This window comes from Pseudomonas sp. DCB_AW, assembly GCF_026240895.1.
GTDB classification, from domain to species: domain Bacteria; phylum Pseudomonadota; class Gammaproteobacteria; order Pseudomonadales; family Pseudomonadaceae; genus Aquipseudomonas; species Aquipseudomonas kermanshahensis.
This window is the reverse complement of the sequence record NZ_JAPFCE010000037.1, coordinates 25,778-49,891: the sequence shown is the minus strand read 5'-3', so window position 1 is coordinate 49,891 and position 24,114 is coordinate 25,778. Positions and strand designations below refer to the sequence as shown.

At 61.9% G+C, this 24,114-nt stretch carries 24 protein-coding genes and 1 tRNA gene; 16 read left to right on the top strand and 9 right to left on the bottom strand.

Annotation, left to right across the window (positions count from 1 at the left end):
• Positions 1 to 126 precede the first annotated feature (126 nt).
• Both cheR and OO306_RS18900 read right to left on the bottom strand, forming a co-directional pair.
• The gene (cheR, locus tag OO306_RS18905) at positions 127 to 954 is read right to left on the bottom strand and encodes a protein-glutamate O-methyltransferase CheR (RefSeq protein WP_027593054.1); all 828 of its coding nucleotides are present in this window, start codon (positions 952 to 954) and stop codon (positions 127 to 129) included.
• 51 nt (positions 955 to 1,005) lie between these two features.
• Positions 1,006 to 1,935, bottom strand: a complete 930-nt coding sequence (locus OO306_RS18900) for a chemotaxis protein CheV (protein ID WP_099428629.1) — start codon at positions 1,933 to 1,935, stop codon at positions 1,006 to 1,008.
• Between the two features lie 77 nt (positions 1,936 to 2,012).
• Here OO306_RS18900 and flgA point away from each other — a divergent pair, with 77 nt between their 5' ends.
• The 5 genes from flgA to OO306_RS18875 all read left to right on the top strand — a co-directional run bounded on the left by flgA (position 2,013) and on the right by OO306_RS18875 (position 5,307).
• Complete coding sequence (gene flgA / locus OO306_RS18895) at positions 2,013 to 2,765, top strand: flagellar basal body P-ring formation chaperone FlgA (protein ID WP_265969591.1); 753 nt, start codon at positions 2,013 to 2,015, stop codon at positions 2,763 to 2,765.
• 156 nt (positions 2,766 to 2,921) lie between these two features.
• Positions 2,922 to 3,236, top strand: a complete 315-nt coding sequence (gene flgM / locus OO306_RS18890) for a flagellar biosynthesis anti-sigma factor FlgM (protein ID WP_265969590.1) — start codon at positions 2,922 to 2,924, stop codon at positions 3,234 to 3,236.
• A 50-nt stretch (positions 3,237 to 3,286) separates the two neighbouring features.
• Positions 3,287 to 3,754 (top strand): flagella synthesis protein FlgN, encoded by a 468-nt coding sequence (locus OO306_RS18885; RefSeq protein ID WP_099428626.1) that lies wholly within the window; start codon positions 3,287 to 3,289, stop codon positions 3,752 to 3,754.
• Between the two features lie 79 nt (positions 3,755 to 3,833).
• Positions 3,834 to 4,577 carry a flagellar brake protein gene (locus tag OO306_RS18880; protein WP_265969589.1) on the top strand — a complete coding sequence of 248 codons (744 nt, stop codon included), beginning with the start codon at positions 3,834 to 3,836 and terminating at the stop codon, positions 4,575 to 4,577.
• Between the two features lie 151 nt (positions 4,578 to 4,728).
• On the top strand, positions 4,729 to 5,307 hold the full coding sequence (locus OO306_RS18875) for a hypothetical protein (protein ID WP_265969588.1): 579 nt from the start codon (positions 4,729 to 4,731) through the stop codon (positions 5,305 to 5,307).
• 59 nt (positions 5,308 to 5,366) lie between these two features.
• On the opposite strand, the gene OO306_RS18870 is transcribed toward OO306_RS18875, so the two are convergent.
• From OO306_RS18870 to bkdR, 3 genes are all read right to left on the bottom strand, one after another.
• Complete coding sequence (locus tag OO306_RS18870) at positions 5,367 to 6,707, bottom strand: MFS transporter (protein WP_027593061.1); 1,341 nt, start codon at positions 6,705 to 6,707, stop codon at positions 5,367 to 5,369.
• 130 nt (positions 6,708 to 6,837) lie between these two features.
• A complete protein-coding gene (locus tag OO306_RS18865; protein WP_265969592.1) occupies positions 6,838 to 8,079 on the bottom strand; it encodes a glutamine synthetase family protein in 1,242 nt (413 codons plus the stop codon).
• A gap of 309 nt (positions 8,080 to 8,388) precedes the next feature.
• A complete protein-coding gene (bkdR, locus tag OO306_RS18860) occupies positions 8,389 to 8,874 on the bottom strand; it encodes a Bkd operon transcriptional regulator BkdR (protein WP_027593063.1) in 486 nt (161 codons plus the stop codon).
• Between the two features lie 197 nt (positions 8,875 to 9,071).
• Between bkdR and OO306_RS18855 the strand changes: the two genes are divergently transcribed.
• Genes OO306_RS18855 through lpdA form a run of 4 tightly spaced genes read left to right on the top strand, consistent with a single transcriptional unit; the run spans position 9,072 to position 14,033 of the window.
• The gene (locus OO306_RS18855; RefSeq protein WP_027593064.1) at positions 9,072 to 10,304 is read left to right on the top strand and encodes a 3-methyl-2-oxobutanoate dehydrogenase (2-methylpropanoyl-transferring) subunit alpha; all 1,233 of its coding nucleotides are present in this window, start codon (positions 9,072 to 9,074) and stop codon (positions 10,302 to 10,304) included.
• Between the two features lies 1 nt (position 10,305).
• Positions 10,306 to 11,364, top strand: a complete 1,059-nt coding sequence (locus tag OO306_RS18850) for an alpha-ketoacid dehydrogenase subunit beta (RefSeq protein ID WP_027593065.1) — start codon at positions 10,306 to 10,308, stop codon at positions 11,362 to 11,364.
• Positions 11,365 to 12,651 carry a dihydrolipoamide acetyltransferase family protein gene (locus tag OO306_RS18845; protein WP_265969587.1) on the top strand — a complete coding sequence of 429 codons (1,287 nt, stop codon included), beginning with the start codon at positions 11,365 to 11,367 and terminating at the stop codon, positions 12,649 to 12,651.
• Between the two features lie 2 nt (positions 12,652 to 12,653).
• Entirely contained in the window at positions 12,654 to 14,033 is a 1,380-nt protein-coding gene (gene lpdA, locus OO306_RS18840; protein WP_252825307.1) for a dihydrolipoyl dehydrogenase, read from the top strand.
• Between the two features lie 227 nt (positions 14,034 to 14,260).
• Here lpdA and OO306_RS18835 read toward each other — a convergent pair whose 3' ends face one another.
• Entirely contained in the window at positions 14,261 to 15,259 is a 999-nt protein-coding gene (locus OO306_RS18835) for a sensor domain-containing diguanylate cyclase (RefSeq protein ID WP_265969586.1), read from the bottom strand.
• Between the two features lie 215 nt (positions 15,260 to 15,474).
• On the opposite strand from OO306_RS18835, the gene OO306_RS18830 reads away from it, so the two are divergent.
• From OO306_RS18830 to OO306_RS18805, 6 genes are all read left to right on the top strand, one after another.
• Positions 15,475 to 15,996 (top strand): hypothetical protein, encoded by a 522-nt coding sequence (locus OO306_RS18830; RefSeq protein WP_265969585.1) that lies wholly within the window; start codon positions 15,475 to 15,477, stop codon positions 15,994 to 15,996.
• 131 nt (positions 15,997 to 16,127) lie between these two features.
• Complete coding sequence (locus tag OO306_RS18825) at positions 16,128 to 16,748, top strand: GntR family transcriptional regulator (RefSeq protein WP_097151317.1); 621 nt, start codon at positions 16,128 to 16,130, stop codon at positions 16,746 to 16,748.
• Between the two features lie 264 nt (positions 16,749 to 17,012).
• Complete coding sequence (gene abaF / locus OO306_RS18820) at positions 17,013 to 18,386, top strand: fosfomycin efflux MFS transporter AbaF (RefSeq protein ID WP_099430119.1); 1,374 nt, start codon at positions 17,013 to 17,015, stop codon at positions 18,384 to 18,386.
• Positions 18,387 to 18,417: 31 nt separating this feature from the next.
• A complete protein-coding gene (locus OO306_RS18815) occupies positions 18,418 to 19,368 on the top strand; it encodes a dihydrodipicolinate synthase family protein (protein WP_265969584.1) in 951 nt (316 codons plus the stop codon).
• Between the two features lie 140 nt (positions 19,369 to 19,508).
• Positions 19,509 to 20,249, top strand: a complete 741-nt coding sequence (locus OO306_RS18810; protein WP_265969583.1) for an AzlC family ABC transporter permease — start codon at positions 19,509 to 19,511, stop codon at positions 20,247 to 20,249.
• Complete coding sequence (locus tag OO306_RS18805; RefSeq protein ID WP_099430121.1) at positions 20,249 to 20,575, top strand: AzlD domain-containing protein; 327 nt, start codon at positions 20,249 to 20,251, stop codon at positions 20,573 to 20,575. Before OO306_RS18810 ends, OO306_RS18805 begins: the two co-directional genes overlap by 1 nt.
• A 69-nt stretch (positions 20,576 to 20,644) precedes the next feature.
• On the opposite strand, the gene OO306_RS18800 is transcribed toward OO306_RS18805, so the two are convergent.
• Positions 20,645 to 20,721: transfer RNA gene (locus OO306_RS18800), tRNA-Arg, on the bottom strand.
• A gap of 121 nt (positions 20,722 to 20,842) precedes the next feature.
• Positions 20,843 to 21,439 carry a phosphonate metabolism protein/1,5-bisphosphokinase (PRPP-forming) PhnN gene (gene phnN, locus OO306_RS18795; protein WP_265969582.1) on the bottom strand — a complete coding sequence of 199 codons (597 nt, stop codon included), beginning with the start codon at positions 21,437 to 21,439 and terminating at the stop codon, positions 20,843 to 20,845.
• A 347-nt stretch (positions 21,440 to 21,786) separates the two neighbouring features.
• Between phnN and OO306_RS18790 the strand changes: the two genes are divergently transcribed.
• Positions 21,787 to 22,113 (top strand): Arc family DNA-binding protein, encoded by a 327-nt coding sequence (locus tag OO306_RS18790; protein WP_003254499.1) that lies wholly within the window; start codon positions 21,787 to 21,789, stop codon positions 22,111 to 22,113.
• Positions 22,114 to 22,306: 193 nt separating this feature from the next.
• Here OO306_RS18790 and mgtE read toward each other — a convergent pair whose 3' ends face one another.
• On the bottom strand, positions 22,307 to 23,749 hold the full coding sequence (gene mgtE / locus OO306_RS18785; protein WP_027593075.1) for a magnesium transporter: 1,443 nt from the start codon (positions 23,747 to 23,749) through the stop codon (positions 22,307 to 22,309).
• Positions 23,750 to 24,114: the final 365 nt, after the last annotated feature.

Sequence of the window (24,114 nt, the reverse complement as noted above, 5' to 3'; positions counted from 1 at the left end):
TGCGAAGAGGCCGGTGAAGCCACAGTAGATTTACTGCACTTGCACCGGCCTCTTCGCAGCACAAGGCTGCTCCTACACCGGCCTCTTCGCAGCGCAAGGCTGCTCCTACAGGAATCGCGTTTGGCTTTACTTGGCCTGGTAGATGATCCCTGGGCTGCACTGCACCATCTGGTAATGGTCCGGCAACCCGTTCAGCGCCTCCGAGGCGCCGAGGAACAGGTACCCACCAGGCTTGAGCGTGCTGTGGATGCGCAGCAAGATGTCCTTCTTCACCTGGGCCGAAAAGTAGATCAGCACGTTGCGGCAGAACACGATGTCGAACTTGCCCAGGCTCGCGTAGCTGTCGAGCAGGTTGAACGAGCGGAACTCGACGCGGCTGCGAATGGCCGGCTTGACCGCCCAGCGCCCCGGCCCTTTGGGGTCGAAGTAGCGCTGCAGGCGCTCTTGCGACAGGCCGCGGGCGATGGCCAGGCTGTCGTATTCACCGGTCTTGCAGTTGTTCAGCATGGTCCCGGACAGGTCGGTGGCGACAATCTGCGCGCCCATCTTCAATTGGCCCAGGTTGCTGCGCTCGAACTCGTCGATGGCCATCGAGATCGAGTAAGGCTCCTGCCCCGACGAGCACGCCGCCGACCACATGCGCAGGCGCTGGCCTGGGTTGTTCTTGATGAACTCGGGGATAACCTTGTTCTTCAGTACCTCAAAGGGGTAGCTATCGCGGAACCACAGGGTTTCGTTGGTCGTCATCGCGTCGACCACCTGTTCGCGCAAACCGCTGCGCGGCTGGGCCTGGATGCGCTGCACCAGCTCGCCCAGGCTCTTGATGCCCTGTTGCTCCATCAGCTTGTTGAGACGGCTGGAGACCAGGTACTGCTTATTCTCGCCCAGCAGGATGCCACAGGCTTTCTCCAGGAAGACCCGGAACTGTTCGAAATCCAAATTACCCGTAGACACTCTTGCCGCCTCTTTTCAATCGCTGGTGCCGGGAGCGGGCTCCCGGCTGCTTCAATGCGTTGCCTTGATCCGGTCGACCACGCGCTGGGCCAGGTCGTCCGGCTTGAACTTGGCCAGGAAATCATCGGCGCCGACTTTCTTGACCATCGCCTGGTTGAATACCCCGGAGAGCGAAGTATGCAGGACGATGTGCAATTTTTGCATGCGCGGATCGCTGCGGATCTCTGCGGTGAGCGTATAGCCGTCCATTTCTGGCATTTCAATGTCCGAGATCATCATCAGGAACTCTTCTTCCGGCCGCTTGCCCTCCTCCACCAGCTGGCGCAGGTAATTGAGCGCCTGGCGGCCGTCGTTGAGCGCCACCACCTCGACACCGACGGTTTGCAGGCAGCGGCTGACCTGCTTGCGCGCCACCGACGAATCGTCGACGGTCAGCACCCGCAGCAGTACGGCCTTGTCCTGCACCTCGGCATCGACCACCCCCGCAGACACCTGTTCGGACGACGGCGCCACTTCGGCCAACACCTTCTCCACGTCGATAATCTCGACCATGCGGTTATCCACACGGGTGACAGCGGTCAGGTAATGGTCGCGGCCGGTGCCCTTGGGTGGCGGGTGGATTTCTTCCCAGTTCATGTTGACGATGCGCTCGACCGAGTGCACCAGGAAGCCCTGGGTCTTGGTGTTGTATTCGGTGATGATCACAAAACTGTTGCGCGTGTCTTCCTGCAGCGGCGCCAACCCGGTGGCCATCGACAGGTCGAGGATCGGGATGGTCGCCCCACGAATGTTGGCCACGCCGCGCACCACCGGGTGTGACTTGGGCAGCAAGGTCAGCGCCGGGCACTGCAGCACCTCTCTGACCTTGAACACGTTGATGCCGTAGAGCTGACCGCCATTGAGGCGAAACAGCAACAATTCCAGGCGATTCTGCCCCACCAGCTGAGTGCGCTGGTTGACCGAATCCATAACACCCGCCATGCCAGACTCCTTAACGTTTCAGCCTTTCGTTGCAATTCAGGTACCGAGTCGGCACGGGCTTTGCTTTTTTGAGCGCCATGTACACGAAAACGACATTTTTCCGACGATTGACGCACCTGCTGACTGGCTCGCTGGCCACGCTGTGCCTGCTGGCGCCCGGCGTTCGCACGCTGGCGGACGCTTTTACCTTGCCTGAACAGCTTATCGGTGTCACCCAAGGGTTTCTTGAATTCACCGTAGAAGATTATCTGGCCAGCACCCAGACCGCCGGCCGTTACGAGATCCAGGTCAGCACCCTTGACCCGCGCTTGCGCATGCCGCTGTGCAGCCAGCCGCTGGACGCGTCGCTGGAAAGCCCCGCGCAGCCACTGGGCCGGGTCACGGTGCGGGTCCGCTGCGACAGTGCCGCGCCGTGGACCGTGTTCGTGCCGGCAACGGTGCGGCTGTTCCGCGACGTGGTGGTGGTTACCCGCCCGCTCAAGCGTGACAACGTGGTAGGCGACGGCGACGTGGCGTTGCGCGAGCGCGATGTCGGCACCCTCGGCCAAGGTTTTCTCAGCGAGCTGGACCAGGCGGTGGGCATGAAGATGCTGCGCCCCACAGTCATCGACCAAGTCCTTACCCCGCAGCACCTTGAGCAAGCGGAGGTGGTGCGCAAGGGCGACCAGGTGGTGATCATCGCTCGCAGCGGCAGCCTGAGCGTGCGCATGCCCGGCGAAGCGTTAAGCAAGGGCGGCCTGAGCGAACAGATCCGGGTGCGCAACCTGAATTCCAAACGGGTGATCAAGGCCAGGGTGACCGGCCCCGGCCAGGTCGAGGTGACGATGTAGCGGCATTGTACTGGCGGTGTGGAACCGCTTTTCCTAAACTGTGTCAGAAAACGGGTTCGCGGGCTTGCTGACAGGCGGCTACGCAATTGGGCCTAAAGTTTCTTTCGGGTTGGCCGAAAACAAGGCAAGCGTCCAAATACCCAGGGGTTTCTGATCATGGTCATCGACTTCAGTCGTTTGAATAACTCTCCGTCCGTTACGGGCGGCGTTCGCGGCAATGCTGCGGCCGGCAGCGCCGAAAAGGCCGCTGCCAGCCCGGAAGCGCCAAAAGGCACCAGCGCCAGCGGAGAGGCAGTACACCTCAGCCAAGAGGCACAGCAGTTGCAGAAGGTCAGCGATACGCTGCGCGACCAGCCCGTCGTCAACAGCGCCCGCGTGGCCCAGTTGAAACAGGCCATCGCCGATGGCAGCTACCAGGTCGATGCCGGCCGGGTTGCCAGCAAACTGCTCGATTTTGAAGCCCAGCGCTGACCGTTCGGCGCGCTGACTTCACGGACGCTTACTAAAGCCAAGAGTTAGCCATGCACGACACCACCTTGCTGCAACTGATCGAAGATGACATCGCCCCGATGCAGGAACTGCTCGACCTTCTTCAAAAAGAAGCGATTGCCCTGCATGGCCGCGACATGGCGTTGCTGGAACAGATCCTGGCCCGCAAGCAGTCATTGATCATCTTGCTCGAGCAGCATGGGCAGCGGCGCAGCCACTTGCTCACCAGCCTCGGCCTCAGCGCCGACCGCGCCGGTGTGCAGGCTGTGGCCGCGCAGTCACAGCATGGCGACGCGATGCTGCAACGGCTGGACATGCTCTCGCAGCTGATGGACACCTGCCAGCAGGTCAACGAGACCAACGGCCGGATCATCCAGGTGCAGCAACACATCACCAACAATCAGGTCAGAATCCTCATGGGTGGCGATTCTCCGTCGCTCTACGACAGCCGCGGCAGTACCTCGCTGCTGGCCAAGCCGCGCGCCCTCAGCCAAGTGTGATACTTCTATCAAGCCACGTCACATACTGGCAAAATGCCGTTACTTGCGTGTGTCGTTTTTGCCTGGAGAGTGATTAGCCGTGTTCAATGAAGCCGATGCCCCGCAGCCGCCAAAGGTGCTCAGTACGCCTTTGGAGATCGCGGCCAACCTGCGACAGCTGCAGGAAAGCCATGACCCCCTGATCATCACCTTCCCTGATCGCAGCCAGCGCTTCCAGAGCTACGTGGTGCATGTCGATCGCGACAGCAATACCCTGGCACTGGACGAGATGATCCCCCGCGACGGGGAAAAATTCATCGAGAACGGCGAACCGTTCCGCGTCGAGGGCTTCCACGATGGCGTGCGCATCGCCTGGGAATGCAATGCCCCGCTCACCATCAGTGAAGTCGATGGCCACCGCTGCTACCGCGGCGCGATGCCTGAAGAAATGACCTACCACCAGCGCCGCAGTGCATTCCGGGCTGCGCTGAAGCTGTCGCAACTGGTCGACATCATCCTCGACGGCACCCACCTCAAAGGCAACGGCGCCCTGCGCGGCAAGCTGCTGGACATCTCGGCTACCGGCTGCAAATTGCGTTTCGACGGCAACGTCGAGGATCGCCTGCAACTGGGTCAGGTGTACGAGCGCTTCAAGGCTGGCAACCCGCTGGGCCTGGTCGACACCATGGTCGAACTGCGCCACCTGCACTTCGAGGAGCGTATCAACACCACCTTCGCGGGTGTGCGCTTCCATAACCTCAGCGGCCAGGCGCAGCGCAAGATCGAGAGTTTCGTCTATCAGCTGCAGCGCGAAGCGCGTCGGTTCGATAAAGACGATTACTGATCCGCCTGCCTGGCTTTCAGCGAAGGCCGAATGGGCTGCTACGCGGCCCCATCGCTGTAGCCAGAAGGGATTCCCCGTTACCGTTATTTGACCGACTGCATAGTGTGGCTTGCGCCGCGCCGACTTCAGGCGCCTTCAGGAGCCGGACACTATGATTCGCTCAACATTCACAGCCGCGTTGCATTGCCAATACGGCCAGGTCGGGGTGGTCGATACGCCTCGATGGGCCCATCCGTTGTTTTCCGCCGACCAGGACGGCTGGTTGTGCACCGATGACAAGCGAGGCTTCACCGCCAGCTTCAAGCCGATTGAATTCACCTTCACGTTTGTCAACGCAACGAACAACCGTCTCTATTACAGGATCAACAGCGCGACTGGCCCGACGTTTCTCAGCGGCCGGCTCGAGCAGAACTCAAACGGCTGGCTGGGCATGTATGGGTATGCGTGGGGGGATGATCTTGCCAACTGCATCTTCCCACCCAGCCTGCTGGCCCGGCTGCCCGCCTTGCAGGACATGTGGAAAATGGAATTGCTCGACGCATGGGATGGCGATCTGGAGAGCGCTGAGCATGTCGAGTTCTACCTGCGCGACGAAAAGGGCCACAGAGTGGCGCAAGTTGAAGCAAGGTATACGCGGAATAAGCCGCCCCTACGTCACTGGTTCCTGCACGCCGGCAACAAAGCGGGGGAAATACTGAGATTCCACCTGCGCAACATCAAGGTTGCATGACTGCCGCGCGGCCCACCGATGAAGCGAGCAGCGCCCCTTCATCGGTGGGCCACAGCGCATCACACCGACCTGTCGACCTCGACCTCAGGCTTGACCCCACGCTCACTCGCCGCCTGCTCTTCTTCGGTATCCTCGGCCGCCACCGGCGTCTGCATCACATCCTGCACGGTCTGCTCATCGACCCGCGGGTCGAGCGCCGCCGACAACGGCGAACCAGCCGCTGGCATCGCCACGTGGCCCAATGGAGCGTCCTGCACCTGGTGCAGCCCGGTGACCGCTTTCGGCCGAATGCGCCACACCAGCACCAGCGCGAAGAACACGAAGAAGGCATAGAGCATCTGCGCGCCCAATACCTTCATCAGCACCCCAGCAGCCAGCGGCCCGATACAGGCGCCGACACCATAGGTGACCAGTAGCATGGCCGTCAGCGAGACGCGGCGTTCGCTTTCCACATGGTCATTGGAAAACGCCACCGCCAACGGATACAGGCAAAACTGCAGCAACGAGATGACAAAGCCGATGCCGAACAGCAGCTCCAGCGGCACGCTGGGCAAGATCGCCAAGGGCGCAGAGGCCAGCGCCAGCCCCACCGCGGCACTGCGGATCAGCACCGCGCGGTCGTAGCGGTCAGACAGCCAGCCCAATGGCCACTGCACCACCAGCCCGGCAAAGATGCAGCTACCCATGAACAGACCGATCTGCTCGGTGCTCAACCCCTGGCTGGAGGCGTACAGCGGCGCCAGGCCGTAGAACGAACCGACGATCAAGCCCGAGCCCAGCACCGTACTGAGTGACTGCGGCACGCGCTTGATGAAGAATTTCGGCTCCATCGGCGCCGGCCGCAAAGGCGCCGGGTGGATGCGCCGGGTCATTGCCACCGGCACCAGGCACAGGGCAAAGCACATGGCGACCAGCATCAGCAGCTCAGGGCCGAGTTCAGGGTGCACCACCAGGATCAGTTGGCCGAGTACCAACCCGAGGTAGGAGGCGATCATGTAGCCACTGAACACTGCACCCCGGTGCTTGGCGTCGGCTTGTTCGTTAAGCCAGCTCTCGATGACCATGTACTGGCACATCATCCCCAAGCCGACCACCATCCGCAGCCCGACCCAGGCCGGTAGCCAGTTGGTCATGCCATGGCCAAGCACCGCCGCACAGACGATGCCGGCGCAAGTCGCATAGGCGCGGATGTGCCCTACCCGGCCGATCAGACGGTGACCGACCTTGCCGCCCACCGCCAGGCCAAAATAGTTGGCGGCCATCAACGCACCGACCCACAAGCTGTCGACATGATCGGCTGCCAGGCGCAGTGCCAAGTAGGTACTGAGCAAGCCCGAGCCGATAAGCATCATCAAGGCAGCGAAATACAGCGACTGAAACGGCTTCCAGATGTTTCGCATACGTCCCGTCGGGCTCCCTGGTCAGGTGGCGTTGGCTTGCTGGCTAGCATAAAAGCAATTTTGCCGCGGCGCAGTCCCCTGCCGGCGAAATAGCCAACGGGGGACGCGTCCAGTAGTGGTTGTGTCGCGATCAGGCCTGTGCCGCCAGCACACGCCGCTCCCAGGGTGTGATCTCGTCAAAGAAATCGCTCAGTTCCAGGGTCTTGGTGGCGACGTAGCCTTCGATGAACTCAGCCCCGAACAGTTCCCGCGCCAGTGCACTGCGCTTCAGTCGTTCGAGTGCCGCGTGCAGCGTGCATGGCAGGCTCAGGTGCTCTGGCACAGCGAACTCACCCTGAATCGCCGGGGTCGGCTGCAGGCGTTGCTCGATGCCATGCAGCCCGGCAGCCAGGCTGGCGGCGATGGCCAGGTAGGGGTTGGCGTCGGCGCCCGGCAGGCGGTTTTCCACGCGCCGGGCCACCGGCGCACTGGCCGGGATGCGCAGCCCTGCGGCACGGTTGTCCTCAGACCAACAGGCATTGTTGGGCGAGGCGTAGGGGTGACAAAGCCGCTGATACGAATTGACGTTGGGCGCGAACAGCGCAGTGAAATCAGCCATGCACGCCTGCTGGCCGCCGATGAAGTGGTAGAAGGTCTCGGTCGGCTGCCCCTGGTCATCGCTGAACACATTTCGGCCGCTATCGATGTCCACCAGGCTCTGGTGGATGTGCATGGAACTGCCCGGCGTATGCGCCAATGGCTTGGCCATGCACACCACGGTCAGCCCATGCTTGAGCGCCACTTCCTTGAGCAGGTGTTTGAACAGGAACGTCTGGTCGGCCAGCAGCAGCGGGTCACCGTGCAAGAGGTTGATCTCGAACTGGCTGATGCCCATCTCGTGCATGAAGGTGTCACGCGGCAGGCCAAGCGCCGCCATGCAGCGGTAGACCTCATTGAAGAACGGCCGCAGGCCATTGTTGGAGCTGACACTGAACGCCGAATGGCCCAGCTCCCGGCGGCCATCCTTGCCCAGTGGCGGCAAGAACGGCTGCAGCGGGTCGGTGTTGGGGGCGAAGACGAAGAACTCGAGCTCTGTCGCCACCACCGGTGCCAGGCCCAACGCCGCATAGCGGGCGATGACCGCCTTGAGCTGACCGCGGGTGGACAACGCCGAAGACCTGCCATCCAGTTCGTTGGCATCGCAGATCGCCAAGGCCCGGCCGTCTTCGCTCCAGGGCAGGCGGTGAATGTGAGCGGGCTCGGCCACCAGCGCCAGGTCGCCATCATCACTGCCGTAGAACCTTGCCGGCGGGTAACCCCCCATGATGCATTGCAGCAGTACACCGCGCGCCATCTGCAGGCGCCGGCCTTCGAGGAAGCCCTCGGCGGTCATCACCTTGCCGCGCGGCACTCCGTTGAGGTCGGGGGTGACGCATTCGATTTCATCGATGCCCTGGAGGTGCTCGGCGAGGGTGCTCGGGCTTGGGGTGGTCATGACGCTTGTCCTTGTTGTTATAGGCTGGCAACAACATAGGCTGGGGGTGTTTAAAATATCAAGCACCTGATTCTGGATGGCCCCCATTCTGTAGGAGCAGCCTTGTGCTGCGAAGAGGCCGGTGATCGCGCTGCACATCTTTGCAGTCATTACCGGCCTCTTCGCAGCACAAGGCTGCTCCTACAGGTGTGTGTAACTCCGCTTCCCTTATTCGCGCAGGGTCATCCCATTCGCGGGCAAAGGCAGCGCCGTTTTATAGCGCACCTGCTTCAAGGCAAAACTCGACCGGATATTCGCCACGCCCGGCAACCGCGTCAGGTAATCGAGAAACCGCTCCAGCGCTTGAATACTGGGCAGCAGCACCCGCAGCAGGTAATCCGGGTCGCCCGTCATCAGGTAGCACTCCATCACCTCGGGGCGCTCGGCGATCTCTTCCTCAAAGCGGTGCAGCGACTGCTCGACCTGTTTTTCCAGGCTCACATGGATGAACACATTCACGTCCAGCCCCAACGCCTCCGGCGACAACAAGGTCACCTGCTGGCGGATCACCCCCAGCTCTTCCATGGCCTTGACCCGATTAAAACAGGGGGTGGGCGACAGGTTCACCGAGCGCGCCAGCTCCGCGTTGGTGATGCGGGCGTTTTCCTGAAGGCTGTTGAGAATACCGATATCGGTACGATCGAGTTTGCGCATGAGACAAATTCACCGGTTTTTTGTGTTTATGCGGAATGTTTATCTGCGCCCGTCAGCAAAGGCAACCAACTTGAGAGAAAAATTCTCCTGCCGTGCCACTAAGATGTAGGTGACGCTGACTTACCAGTCACAAGCCGGTACTCAGCGGCGGCCGCTTCAGAGCTCACAAAAACAACATTCGAGCGAGCGTAAAAAGCATGAACGAGTACGCCCCCCTGCGTTTGCATGTGCCCGAGCCCACCGGCCGGCCAGGCTGCCAGACCGATTTTTCCTACCTGCGTCTGAACGATGCAGGTGTTGTCCGCAAACCGTCCATCGACGTCGACGCTGCCGACACCGCAGAGCTGTCCAACAGCCTGATCCGCGTGTTGGACGCGCACGGTGACGCCCTCGGCCCATGGGCCGAAGACATCGACCCGCAGGTGCTGCGCCAAGGCATGCGCGCCATGCTCAAGACGCGCATCTTCGACAGCCGCATGGTGGTTGCCCAGCGCCAGAAAAAGATGTCCTTCTACATGCAGAGCCTGGGCGAGGAAGCCATCGGCAGCGCCCAGGCCCTGGCCCTGAACCGCACCGACATGTGCTTCCCCACCTACCGCCAGCAGAGCATCCTGATGGCCCGCGACGTGTCGCTGGTGGAGATGATCTGCCAGTTGCTGTCCAACGAGCGCGACCCGCTCAAAGGGCGCCAGCTGCCGATCATGTATTCGGTACGCGAGGCCGGCTTCTTCACCATCAGCGGCAACCTGGCGACCCAATTCGTGCAGGCGGTCGGCTGGGCCATGGCCTCGGCGATCAAGGGCGATACCAAGATCGCCTCAGCCTGGATCGGCGATGGCGCCACCGCCGAGTCGGACTTCCACACCGCCCTGACCTTTGCCCACGTGTACCGCGCGCCGGTGATCCTCAACGTGGTCAACAACCAGTGGGCGATCTCCACCTTCCAAGCCATTGCTGGCGGTGAATCGACCACCTTCGCCGGCCGTGGCGTGGGCTGCGGTATCGCCTCCCTGCGCGTCGACGGCAACGACTTCGTCGCTGTGTACGCCGCCTCGCGCTGGGCCGCCGAACGCGCCCGCCGTGGCCTGGGCCCGTGCCTGATCGAATGGGTCACCTACCGTGCCGGCCCGCACTCCACCTCCGACGACCCGTCCAAGTACCGCCCTGCCGATGACTGGAGCCACTTCCCGCTGGGCGACCCGATCGCCCGCCTGAAGCAGCACCTGATCAAGATCGGTCATTGGTCCGAAGAAGAACACCAGGCGGTCACCGCCGAGTTCGAGGCTGCGGTCATCGCCGCGCAGAAGGAAGCTGAACAGTACGGCACCCTGGCCAACGGCCATATCCCGAGCGCGGCCTCGATGTTCGAGGACGTGTACAAGGAAATGCCCGAACACCTGCGCCGTCAACGCCAGGAACTGGGGGTTTGAGATGAACGACCATAACAACAGCATCAACCCGGAAACCGCCATGGCCACCACTACCATGACCATGATCCAGGCCCTGCGCTCGGCCATGGATATCATGCTCGAGCGTGACGACAATGTCGTGATCTACGGCCAGGACGTCGGCTACTTCGGTGGCGTGTTCCGCTGCACCGAAGGCTTGCAGACCAAGTACGGCAAGTCGCGCGTGTTCGACGCCCCGATCTCGGAAAGCGGCATCGTCGGCACTGCCGTGGGCATGGGCGCCTACGGCCTGCGCCCGGTGGTGGAAATCCAGTTTGCCGACTACTTCTACCCGGCCTCCGACCAGATCGTGTCGGAAATGGCCCGCCTGCGCTATCGCTCGGCCGGCGAGTTCATCTCCCCGCTGACCCTGCGCATGCCCTGCGGTGGCGGCATCTATGGCGGCCAAACGCACAGCCAGAGCCCCGAAGCGATGTTCACCCAGGTGTGCGGGCTACGCACCGTCATGCCGTCCAACCCCTATGACGCCAAGGGCCTGCTGATCGCCTCGATCGAATGCGACGACCCGGTCATCTTCCTTGAGCCAAAACGCCTCTACAACGGCCCGTTCGACGGCCACCACGACCGCCCTGTGACGCCGTGGTCCAAGCACCCGCACAGCGCCGTACCGGATGGCTACTACACCGTGCCGCTGGACAAGGCGGCAATCACCCGCCCCGGCAGCGACGTTACCGTGCTGACGTATGGCACCACGGTCTATGTGGCCCAAGTGGCCGCCGAGGAAACCGGCGTCGACGCCGAAGTCATCGACCTGCGCAGCCTGTGGCCGCTGGACCTGGAGACCATCGTCGAGTCAGTGAAAAAGACCGGCCGTTGCGTGGTGGTGCACGAGGCTACCCGTACCTGCGGTTTCGGTGCCGAGCTGGTGGCGCTGGTCCAGGAGCACTGCTTCCATCACCTCGAAGCGCCGATCGAGCGCGTCACCGGTTGGGACACCCCCTACCCTCACGCACAGGAATGGGCTTACTTCCCAGGGCCTTCGCGGGTAGGTGCGGCATTGAAACGGGTCATGGAGGTCTGAATGGGCACGCACGTCATCAAGATGCCGGACATTGGCGAAGGCATCGCGCAAGTCGAGTTGGTCGAGTGGTTCGTCAAGGTCGGTGATGTGATCGCCGAAGACCAGGTGGTGGCCGATGTCATGACCGACAAGGCGACCGTGGAAATCCCTTCGCCGGTCAGCGGCAAGGTATTGGCCCTGGGTGGCCAGCCGGGTGAAGTGATGGCAGTCGGCAGCGAGCTGATCCGCATCGAAGTGGAAGGCAGCGGCAACCATGTCGACGCGCCGCAGGGCAAGCCCGCTGAAGCCAAGCCCGCCGAGCCAGTGGCCGCGCCAGTAGCCAACACACCGCCAGCGCGTGCCGCAGTCGCAGCGCCGGCCTGCCAGGCTGCAGCCACCGCCACAGCCGCGCCCATCGTGCCGCGCCAGGCGGGCGACAAGCCGCTGGCCTCCCCGGCTGTGCGTAAGCGTGCACTGGATACCGGCATCGAGCTGCGCTACGTGCATGGCAGCGGCCCAGCCGGGCGCATCCTGCACGAAGACCTCGATGCGTTCATGAGCAAGCCACAGACCGCCGCCGGGCAAGCGCCCAGTGGCTACGCCAAGCGTACCGACAGCGAGCAGGTGCAAGTCATCGGCCTGCGCCGCAAAATCGCCCAGCGCATGCAGGACGCCAAGCGCCGGGTCGCGCATTTCAGCTACGTCGAAGAGATCGACGTCACGGCCTTGGAAGCCCTGCGCCAGCAGCTCAACCAGAAGCACGGCGACAGCCGCGGCAAGCTGACCCTGCTGCCGTTTTTGGTCCGCGCGTTGGTCGTGGCCCTGCGCGACTTCCCGCAGATCAACGCCACCTATGACGACGAAGCGCAAATTATCACCCGCCATGGCGCGGTGCATGTGGGCATCGCCACCCAAGGCGACAATGGCCTGATGGTACCGGTACTGCGCCATGCCGAAGCCGGCAGCCTGTGGGGCAATGCCAGCGAGATCGGCCGTTTGGCGACCGCCGCGCGCAGCAACAAGGCCAGCCGCGAGGAACTGTCCGGCTCGACCATCACCCTGACCAGCCTCGGCGCGTTGGGCGGCATCGTCAGTACCCCGGTGGTCAACACCCCGGAAGTGGCGATCGTCGGCGTCAACCGCATGGTCGAGCGGCCGATGGTGATCGACGGCCAGATCGTCATACGCAAGATGATGAACCTGTCCAGCTCGTTCGACCACCGGGTGGTCGACGGCATGGATGCTGCGCTGTTCATCCAGGCCGTGCGTGGCCTGCTTGAGCAACCCGCCTGCCTGTTCGTGGAGTGAGCATGCAACAGACTATCGAAACCACCCTGCTGATCATCGGCGGCGGCCCTGGCGGCTATGTAGCCGCCATCCGCGCCGGGCAATTGGGTATTCCCACCGTGCTGGTGGAAGGCCAGGCGTTGGGCGGCACTTGCCTCAACGTTGGCTGCATTCCGTCCAAGGCGTTGATTCATGTCGCCGAGCAGTTCCACCAGACCTCGCGCTACACCGAGCCATCGGCACTGGGCATCAGTGTCAGCTCACCGCGCCTGGACATCACCCGCAGCGTGGCCTGGAAAGACGGCATCGTCGACCGCCTGACCACCGGGGTGGCTGCCTTGCTGAAGAAGCACGGGGTCAAGGTGATCCATGGCTGGGCGAAGGTCCTCGACGGCAAGCATGTCGACGTCGACGGCCAACGCATCCAGTGCGAGCACCTGTTGCTGGCCACAGGTTCCAACAGCGTCGAACTGCCGATGCTGCCGCTGGGCGGGCCGATCATTTCTTCGACCGAAGCGCTGGCACCCGAGGCCTTGCCGCAGCATCTGGTTGTGGTGGGCGGTGGTTATATCGGCCTGGAGCTGGGTATCGCCTACCGTAAGCTGGGCGCGCAGGTGAGCGTGGTGGAAGCGCGCGAGCGCATCCTGCCAACCTACGACAGCGAACTAACCGCCCCAGTGGCCGAGGCGCTGAAGAAGCTGGGTATCGCCGTGCACCTGGGCCATAGCGTCGAGGGTTACGAAAACGGTTGCCTGCTGGCCCGTGACGGCCAGGGCCAGCCACTGCGCCTGGAGGCCGACCGGGTGCTGGTGGCTGTGGGCCGGCGACCGCGTACTCAAGGCTTCAACCTTGAATCACTGGAACTGAAGATGAACGGCGCCGCCATCGCCATCGACGAACGCTGCCAGACCAGCATGCGCAATGTCTGGGCCATCGGCGACGTGGCGGGTGAACCGATGCTCGCACACCGGGCCATGGCCCAGGGCGAGATGGTCGCCGAGATCATCGCTGGCAAGGCACGGCGCTTCGAGCCGAATGCGATCGCCGCGGTGTGCTTCACCGACCCGGAAATCGTGGTGGTCGGCAAGACGCCGGAGCAAGCCAGCCAACAAGGCCTGGACTGCATCGTTGCGCAGTTCCCGTTCGCGGCCAATGGGCGGGCCATGAGCCTTGAGTCGAAAGCCGGCTTCGTTCGCGTGGTGGCGCGCCGCGACAATCACCTGATCTTGGGTTGGCAGGCGGTTGGCGTGGCGGTCTCGGAACTGTCCACGGCGTTTGCCCAATCGCTGGAAATGGGCGCTTGCCTTGAGGACATCGCCGGTACCATCCACGCCCACCCGACGCTGGGTGAAGCGGTACAGGAAGCTGCGTTGCGAGCACTGGGCCACGCCTTGCATATCTGACACTGAAGCGGCTGAGGCCGATTTGGCCCGCTGCGCCGCAAGGCGCTGCGGGTCTTTTTTCTTTCGCTCAGCCAAAGGGGCCGCTTCGCAGCCCATCGCAGGCAAGCCAGCTCCTACAGGTACAGCGTAGACCTTGGGAATGGTGTGATCTTTGTAGGAGCTGGCTTGTCGGTGCGCCGAACCGCTGCGATGGGTCGCGCAGCGGCCCCAATTCACCCATCGCCAGCTCATTCAGCTATCGCGTTCTTGCCCAAGCCTTTGGCGCGATACAGGGCCTTGTCGGCGCGGGCCAGCAAATCATCCGGGTCTTCACCCTCCTGCCACTGCACCACCCCATAGCTCATGGTCAGGCGACACTCGCCAACCGGCTCCACCTGCTCCATCACCTGACGCAACCGTGCGGCCACTTCAAGCGCATCGTCCAGCGCCGTCTGCGGCAGCACGATGACGAACTCGTCACCGCCCCAGCGCGCCAGCAGGTCATGCTCGCGCAGGCAGGTGCGCAGGTTTTCGGCCACCTGCACCAACGCCGCATCGCCACGGGCATGGCCGTAGTGGTCGTTGATCGGCTTGAAGTCATCCACGTCCATGGCAATCAGCGACAAGGGGTGGCGGAAGCGCTGGGCGCGCTCGCACTCTTGCTGCAACACCTTTTCCAGCCGGTACCGATTGGCGATGCGGGTCAGCGCATCGCGCTCGGCCAGCTCGCGGTTTTCATCCAGCTGACGCTGCAATTGCTGGTTGACCCAGGACAGCTCGCGGGTGCGCTCGGCCACCAGGGTTTCCAGAGACAGGTTCTGCTGCTCAAGCTGGGCCACCCGCCGCTTGCCGGCATCGATATTGCGGTGGGCGCCAAGCATCCGGGCCACCGAGCCGTCGTCGTTGCGGGCGATGATGTAGCCGCTGTCTTCGATCCACAGGTAGCTGCCATCCTGGCAGCGGCAGCGGTACTCGATCAGGTAGCGCTCGTTGCGGTGATTGATGTAGGCCTCGAAATGCGCCATGACCCGCGGGTAGTCCTCCGGGTGAATCACGCTTTCCCAGGTGAGCACCGAGTTGGCCATGGAATGGCTGGCATAGCCGAGCATGGCGTACCAGCCTGGGTTGCGGTAGACGTAGCCGGTGTTGGCATTCCAGTCCCAGATGCCGTCACTGACCAACTCGAACAAGGTCTGCAGCTGCTGCTCACTGAAGCCGGCGGGTGCCGGCATGGTTTCCTGACTCATGGACGCTCTCCCTGATGCCCAGCAACTGCGCTCCGTTCAAGGGGCTGCCGACAGTATTGATGGTTGCCGCATGCGGCAAGGCAATGCCTCTGACGGGCAAGCATATGCCCAGCGGGAAGTAACCGGAATAGGCCCAAAGCCCTATTTTGCGCCTGTTCAGTGCTGGCATGGCTTTTGCGCGTAATGCCTGCCAATGAGATTTCCAAGGAGGAAACATGATAATCGCCCACAACGGCGTCAGCTGGCAGCCCACCGCTCACCAACCCCAGCGCGTCCCTGATGAACAGGCCGTTGCCCAGGCCGCGCAACTGCGCGTGCCAGTGGCTACCGGCAACGCCGCAGCGCAACAGCACAATCAAAGCAATACCTCACAGCAAAACGCCGAGGATGCACGCGAAGAAGCCTTTGCCAAACTCAAGGTAGCGCTGCAAAACCCTGAGGTCCCTGCGCGCCAGCAAGCCAGCGCTGAAATAGAGGCGACCAGCAGCGCCTTGCAGGACTTTCGCGATTTCATGGCCAAGTCGCCTGGCGAGTTGATCAAGGAAAAGCTGCTGCTCGAAATGGGCCTGACCGAGGAGGAGTACAACGCCTTGCCGCCTGAGGCGAGGGCGAAGGTCGACGAACTGATCGCCCAGCGTATGAAGGAAGACATCGAGCGCAAGCTCCATGCGAAGGTCGAGGAGCAACTCACCCAGCAGCAAGCCACTGCGAGTGACGAGGAACAGGCAGCCAGCTAAGCGTGAAACAACGCAGGCGGTTGGTTTGGATAACCCTGCATTTCGTATAACATATCCGCCAAGCCCGCCTGCTGGAAAATCCTGTGCCGCTGCCGTCGTTCAAAGCCACCAACCTGGGGGCAACCCCCTCGATGTCCGAAATCATTGCCAAGCACCTGCGCGAGGCGATCATTTCAGGCCAACTCGCCGAAGGCGAACCCGTGCGCCAGGACGAGGTGGCGCAAGCCTTCAATGTCAGCAAAATTCCTGTGCGTGAAGCCTTGAAACGCCTTGAAGCGGAAGGCCTAGTGGACTTTCATCGTAACCGCGGCGCACTGGTCACGCGCATCTCGGAACCCGAACTGGCGCAGATGTTCGAGGTAAGGGTGCTGCTGGAAGTGAAGGCGATCCGCCTGGCGATCCCCAACATGACCGAAGAACACTTTGCCCGTGCCGAAGCCATCTGCGCAGAGTTTATCGGCGAGGATGACATCGGCCGTTGGGCCGACCTCAACTGGGCGTTGCACGCTTGTTTGTACGAGCCGGCGAAACGCCCCTACCTGATCGGCCTGATTCGCTCCATCCATGACAAGGTCGAACGGTATTTGCGTATGCAGATGAGTTTGTCGGCGGGCAAGGACCGGGCCGATCACGAGCATCGCGATATCGTCGCCGCCTGCCGTGCGCGGGATGTGGAGCTGGCCGCTCGGCTGATCGAAGCGCACATCAATGGTGTGTGCCAAAGCCTTTACGATCACCTGCCCCATAACTAACTCACTCACCCACCGCGCGCCCTTTGTAGGAGCAGCCTTGTGCTGCGAAGAGGCCCGTAATAGCCCCGTAAATCTCCACCGACAGCACCGGCCTCTTCGCAGCACAAGGCTGCTCCTACACGCCATACCGAGACCGGCCTGTTTGGCTTCGTTTTTGCTTATCTAGATATCGTATACGAAATACCATATAAGGAATGCACGGCACCCAATCGATGCCGAACTGCCTACTCCTTCTTCCAATAATACGTATCGGAGTGCAAAACGATGGCCACACCCTCAACGGCGGCATCAGTGAATGCCGTGAACACAGCAGACAAGGCGCCTGCGGGCATCAAACGTGTGGTGGCAGCCGCGATGGCGGGCGCTGTTGCCGAGTGGTACGAGTTCTTTCTCTATGGCACAGCATCGGCCTTGGTGTTCGGCCAGCTGTTCTTCCGCCAGACCGGCAGTGCGATGGACGGCATCATCGCGGCTTTCGCCCTTTACGCCGTGGGCTTTCTCGCTCGCCCCATCGGCGGCTTGGTGTTCGGCCACTACGGCGACAAGGTCGGCCGCAAGCACCTGCTGCAGATCAGCCTGATCGTCGTCGGGGTGACCACCTTCCTGATGGGCTGCTTGCCCACCTTCGAACGCATCGGTTACGCCGCCCCCATCTTGCTGGTGGTACTGAGGTTGATCCAGGGCTTTGCCTTTGGCGGTGAATGGGGCGGCGCGGTATTGCTGGTGTCCGAACACAGCCCGGATAACCGCCGCGGCTTCTGGGCCAGCTGGCCGCAAGCCGGCGTGCCAGCAGGCAACCTGATTGCCACGGTCATCCTCCTGCTGCTCTCCACCAACCTGACCGAAGCGCAGTTCCTGGACTGGGGCTGGCGCGTTGCGTTCTGGTTCTCGGCGGTGGTCGTGCTGATTGGCTACTGGATCCGTACCCGGGTCGACGATGCGCCCATCTTCAAAGAAGCCCAGGCCCGCCAGCAGTTGATGGAAAGCCAGCAGCTGGGCGTAGTCGAGGTGGTCACCAAATACTGGCGCGAGGTGCTGATCGGCATTGGTGCGCGGTTTGCCGAAAACATTCTGTACTACATCGTCGTCACCTTCTCCATCACCTACCTCAAACTGGTGGTGCACAAGGACACGTCACAGATCCTGCTGCTGATGTTTGGCGCTCACCTGCTGCACTTCTTCATGATCCCGTTCATGGGCTACCTCTCGGACATCATCGGGCGCAAGCCTGTGTACTTGATCGGCGCCGTGCTCACCGCGTTCTGGGGGTTCATCGGCTTCCCGATGATGGACACCGGCAACAACTGGCTGATCATGGCCGCCATCACCCTGGGGCTGGCCATCGAGTCGATGACCTACGCGCCCTACTCCGCCCTGATGGCCGAGCTGTTCCCCACCCATGTGCGCTACACCGCCCTGTCGCTGTGCTACCAGGTCGCGCCAATCCTCGCCGGCTCGCTGGCCCCGCTGATCGCGGTGACCCTGCTCAAGGAATACAACAGCTCCACACCGATCGCCTGGTACCTGGTGGCCTCCGCCGTGATCTCGATCATTGCCGTGGCCGGTGCCAGGGAGACACGCGGCAAATCACTGCGGGCGGTGGACGAAGAATCCGTGGCGCGCACTGCCAAGCGCTGACAGACCAACAAGAACGACAACTCTCGAGGTAATGACCATGAGCAACATCTTCACCGGCACCATCCCCGCACTGATGACCCCTTGCACCCCGGACCGCAAACCGGACTTCGACGCGCTGGTACGCAAAGGCCGCGAGTTGATAGACGCCGGCATGAGCGCCGTGGTGTATTGCGGCTCCATGGGCGACTGGCCGCTGCTGACCGAGGCCGAGCGCCAGGAAGGCGTGGCCCGCCTGGTCGCCGCCGGCATCCCGACCATCGTTGGCACCGGCGCGGTCAATTCCCGCGAAGCCGTGGCCCATGCCGCCCATGCGGCCAAAGTCGGCGCCCAAGGCTTGATGGTGATCCCTCGCGTGCTGTCCCGCGGCGCCTCGGCAGTAGCCCAAAAGGCCCACTTCAAGGCCATTCTCGACGCTGCCCCTCAGCTGCCGGCGGTGATCTACAACAGCCCATACTATGGTTTCGCGACCCGCGCCGACCTGTTTTTCGACCTGCGCCGCGAGCACCCGAACCTGATCGGCTTCAAGGAATTCGGCGGCGGTGCCGACCTGCGCTATGCCGCAGAATTCATCACCTCCAAAGATGACGACGTGACCTTGATGGTGGGCGTCGATACCCAGGTGGTGCACGGTTTCGTCAACTGCAATGCCACCGGCGCCATCACCGGCATCGGCAATGCCCTGCCGCGCGAAGTGCTACACCTGGTCGCGCTGGCCAAACGCGCTACCAAAGGCGATGCAAAAGCGCGCCGGCTGGCCGGCGAGCTGGAAGCGGCCCTGGCCGTGCTGTCGTCGTTCGATGAAGGCTGCGACCTGGTCCTGTACTACAAGCACCTGATGGTGCTCAATGGCGACCAGGAATACGCCCTGCACTTCAACGAAAGCGATGCATTGAGCGACGCCCAACGCCGCTATGCCGAACAGCAGTACGCGTTGTTCCGCACCTGGTACGCCGATTGGTCCGCGGCCAACAACATAGACTGACCGCGCTGATCCATCGCTGAGCAATGCCCCCTTCCTCTAGCAGGGGGCGACACCTTGAACACGCAGCCATTGCGGGCAACTTTCACGCGCATTACCTTGGGAGCGAGCATCCCCCTCCCGTACACCGTCAAGGAATTCAAATGCCGTACCCCAGCGCGACCCAAGCGTTCAGACAGGGCGCCCACAGCGTCCTGCCATTGACCTCCGGGGTCGTACCTTTTGGTTTGATCACCGGGGTCACGGCGATCGGCATGGGCCTGTCGCCCGCCGATGCCATCGGCATGACGCTGCTGTTCTATTCAGGCTCCGCGCAGATGGTGGTGATGCAATTGATGCAAAGCGGCGCCCTGCCGGTGACGATGGTGGTCACGGCGCTGGTGATCAACCTGCGCTTCCTGATGTACAGCGCCAGCCTCGCCCCGCACCTGAGCCACCTGCCACGGCGCCATAAATGGCCGATGGCCTACCTGCTTTCCGACCAATCCTTTGCCCTGTGCTCATTGAAGATGTCTTCAGGCGAACTCGGGCGCTTCGCGTTTCACTACTACGCTGGCACGGCGATTACCATGTGGTTTGGCTGGAACCTTTCGGTGCTGGCCGGCATGTACCTGGGCGCGGGTATCCCCGAAGACTGGTCGCTGGGTTTTGCCATCCCTTTGTCGTTCCTGGCGCTGCTGATCCCCAGCATCCGTAACCGGGCGACGCTCGGCGCAGCGCTGACCGGTGGCGTGCTCGCGGTGCTGGCGGTCGACCTGCCTTATAACCTGGGCCTGTTGGCGGGTGCATTGGGTGGGATCATCGCCGGCTTGACCCTCGAGAACCTGCAGAAAACAAAACCCGTACAGCCCGTGGCGGATGAACACATCGAGCAGGACGCATGATGAGCGAAATGAGCCAATGGATTACCTTCCTGCTGATCGGCCTGGGTACCTTCGCGGTCCGGTTGTCGTTCATCGAGTTCTACACCGTGCTGCGCATCCCGCCGCTGTTTCGCCGCGCGTTGGCCTATGTGCCAGCCAGCGTGCTGGCTGCACTGGTGCTGCCGGCCGTGGTGTTCCCTGACCGGCACGCCGACTTCGACTGGATGAACCCGCAAATTCCCGCCGCGATACTGGCGGGCCTGGTGGCCTGGCGTACGCGCAGCACGCTGTTGACGCTGGGCGTGGGCATGGGCGCGCTGTGGGCATTGAAGCACTGGGGGCTGTAGGCAAAGCGCGCGCACGTCTGCCGACAAAAGCGTCGGAGGGCGATGAAGGTGCGGGATCGTTTTGAAGAATGGCGTCCCAGGCAGGAATTGAACCTGCAACCTTCCCCTTAGGAGGGGGATGCTCTATCCAATTGAGCTACTGAGACGCTAGAACCGGGCAGTGAACACTGCACGGTTGGACGGCCAGCATGTTAACCAGCATGCTGCCGTTTGTCATGCTGCAACAGGCCTTTTTCACGTAATCCTTTTCTGCGGTTCCGTGGCTGGTTAGGTCAGGTACGGGATCACGCCTTCATCATGAAGCAGTTTGAACAACCCAGTCACCGCTGCGTCGAGCGTAGTGGAATTGTCCAGCACATGCACGGCAGGGTCGTCGAAGGCTTGCAGCCCCGCATTACGCGCCAGCCGCTGTTCGATCTCGTCCGGGGTTTCCCTGCCTCTGGCCAGCAAGCGCTGGCGCAATACCTGAGGCTTCACGTCGATGAGCACTGCCAGAAGATCTGGGTAGCGCCGCCGCGCTTCAGCCAGATAGGCACGAGAGCCGTTCACCAGCACCGAACTGCCCGCGTCCAGCCATTGATCAACGTGCTGCGCGATCCCGTAGCTCAGCCCATTGGCTTGCCAATGCATGGCAAAGGCACCCTGCGCACGCATCGCGTCGAACTGTTGGGCAGTGACGCCTTGGGCTGCTTCGCCTTTGGCTTCGGCCGAGCGTGTGATGATGCGGCGAGCAATTTTCACCCCGGCAGCAGTGAGTTGCGCGCGCGCGGCATTGATCAGGGAATCTTTCCCTGAACCCGACGGTCCTATCAGAAATATCAGGCGGCCTGTCGCTGATCGCCGTGCGCTTGCGTCATGTTGCATAGCCACTATGCTCTATGGAAGGAAACCCGCGCATTCTAGGAGTTTTCTTGGCCTTTTGCTGCGTTTTACCAGTTTTTGACGGCAGAAGACTGACGGCGGGACAAGTCGGAGCATGTAAAACTTTTCAAACCAGTGCTCATTTCTGATAATTGGTACTGGCAGAAAGCCTTTACCGGGCTCACTATTTGTCACAGAATTGACGCCAAGGAAACGGCGACCATGAGGCAAGATGAGCATCCAATTTTCCACGAGGGTTGAACATTTTGTTGTCGCCACGGTCGTATTTCCACCCCGTGCGGCCAATTTGAGAACCGCGTCCCCTGAACCAGTAAATCCGGTCAATTTATATGCGCCCAATGAAACAGGCTATTTACTCCAGCCGCACCGCTGACAAGTTTGTCGTCCGCCTGCCAGATGGGATGCGTGAGCGCATTGCCGAGGTAGCGCGCAACCATCACCGCAGCATGAACTCCGAGATCATCGCGCGCCTGGAACAGAGCCTTATCCAGGAAGGCGCGTTGGGTGACGAGCTGAGCATGCGCCTGGACAGCCCTGAACTGTCCCTGCATGAGCGCGAGTTGCTGCAACGCTTCCGCCAACTGTCCCATCGCCAGCAGAACGCTCTGGTCGCCCTCATCGCTCACGATGTAGAAATGGCCGCCGACGCTTCCTGAAGGTTGCCAGCGAACACAAAAAAGCCAGCGTAAGCTGGCTTTTTTATTGTTCGTCACATCATTAGCAATCGTCTGTAGGAGCAGCCTTGCGCTGCGAAGAGGCCAGTGACAACACCATGAATGTTGGCTGCTATCAGGGCCTCTTCGCAGCACAAGGCTGCTCCTACAGGCCATGGGCTGGCCCCTCCACGAATTAGAGCAGGAACAGCGTCGCCAAGCCCAGGAAGATGAAGAACCCGCCGCTGTCGGTCACCGCCGTGATCATCACGCTGGAGCCCATCGCCGGATCGCGCCCCAGGCGTGTCAGGGTCATCGGGATCAACACCCCCATCAACGCTGCCAACAGCAGGTTCAAGGTCATTGCCGCGGTCATCACCAGGCCCAACGACCAACTGCCATACAGCCAGAACGCCACCGCACCGATCACGCCACCCCAGATCAAGCCGTTGAGCAACGAAACCGCCAGCTCCTTACGCATCAGGCGGCTGGTATTGCCTGGCGACACTTGGTCCAGCGCCATCGCGCGCACGATCATGGTGATGGTCTGGTTGCCGGAGTTACCACCGATACCCGCCACGATCGGCATCAAGGCGGCCAGTGCTACCAGCTTCTCGATCGACCCCTCGAACAGGCCGATCACCCGCGAAGCCAGGAATGCAGTAATCAGGTTGATGGCCAGCCACGCCCAACGGTTGCGCAGCGAACGCCAGACCGAGGCGAAGATGTCTTCTTCTTCGCGCAGGCCGGCCATGTTCAGCACTTCGCTCTCGCTCTCTTCACGGATCAGGTCGACCATTTCGTCAATGGTCAGACGGCCGATCAGGCGATCGCTCTTGTCCACCACCGGGGCGGATACCAGGTCGTAACGTTCGAAGGCTTGAGCCGCGTCGTAGGCATCTTCCTCGGGGTGGAAGGACACAGGGTCGGTCGCCATGACCTCTGCCACCTTCTTGTCCGGGTCGTTGACCAGCAGGCGCTTGATGGGCAGCACGCCCTTGAGAATGCCGTCATAGTCGACCACGAACAGTTTGTCGGTGTGGTTAGGCAGCTCTTTCAGGCGGCGCAGGTAGCGCAATACGACTTCGAGGCTGACGTCTTCGCGGATGGTGACCATCTCGAAGTCCATCAACGCACCGACCTGCTCCTCGTCGTAGCTCAGCGCCGAACGCACGCGCTCGCGTTGCTGGGCATCGAGGGTTTCCATCAACTCGTGAACGACGTCGCGCGGCAGCTCGGGTGCCAGGTCGGCCAGCTCGTCGGCGTCCATTTCCTTGGCAGCGGCGAGCAGCTCGTGATCGTCCATGTCGGCGATCAGCGATTGGCGAACCGAATCGGATACTTCAAGCAGGATGTCGCCGTCGCGGTCCGAGCGCACCAGCTGCCAGACCGTCAGGCGGTCTTCCAGGGGCAATGCTTCGAGGATGTAGGCGACGTCGGCGGGGTGCAGGTCATCGAGCTTGCGCTGCAGCTCAACGAGGTTCTGGCGGTGGACGAGGTTTTCGACCAGGTCGTGATGAGCACCCTCCTGGCGGTGGGTGAGGTCTTCGACGACGCGCTGGCGCTGCAGCAGTTCAACCACCTGAGCCAGGCGATCCTGCAGGCTCTCTTGCGCTTTCTTTACTTCTACTTCAGTCATAGGCGAACTCCACTCCCAGCAGCGGAGCACGCCGGGGGAATCAATCGGTCAGATCTTTCTGTATGAATCTTGTTAGGGAGTAACTACTGGGTAAGTCCATGGTGGTATTCCACAAGCCCCGGCGGGGCTGACGGGCGCAATCATACACTGCCTAAGCTGTCAGATCGCTTAAATTTTTGGCCAGAACAATCGTTTGCGAGATAAAGCTAGGACAACGCTCGAAGCTATCTGTGCGACGGCACAAGCAAAAGAAAAAACACAGATGCCGCGCAAAAGATTATCGGGCCGGTTTATGTGCAGTCTAGCGGGCATCACTGAGAAACAGTGAACGGGAGAAAACAAAAAGCCCGCTCATTTGAGCGGGC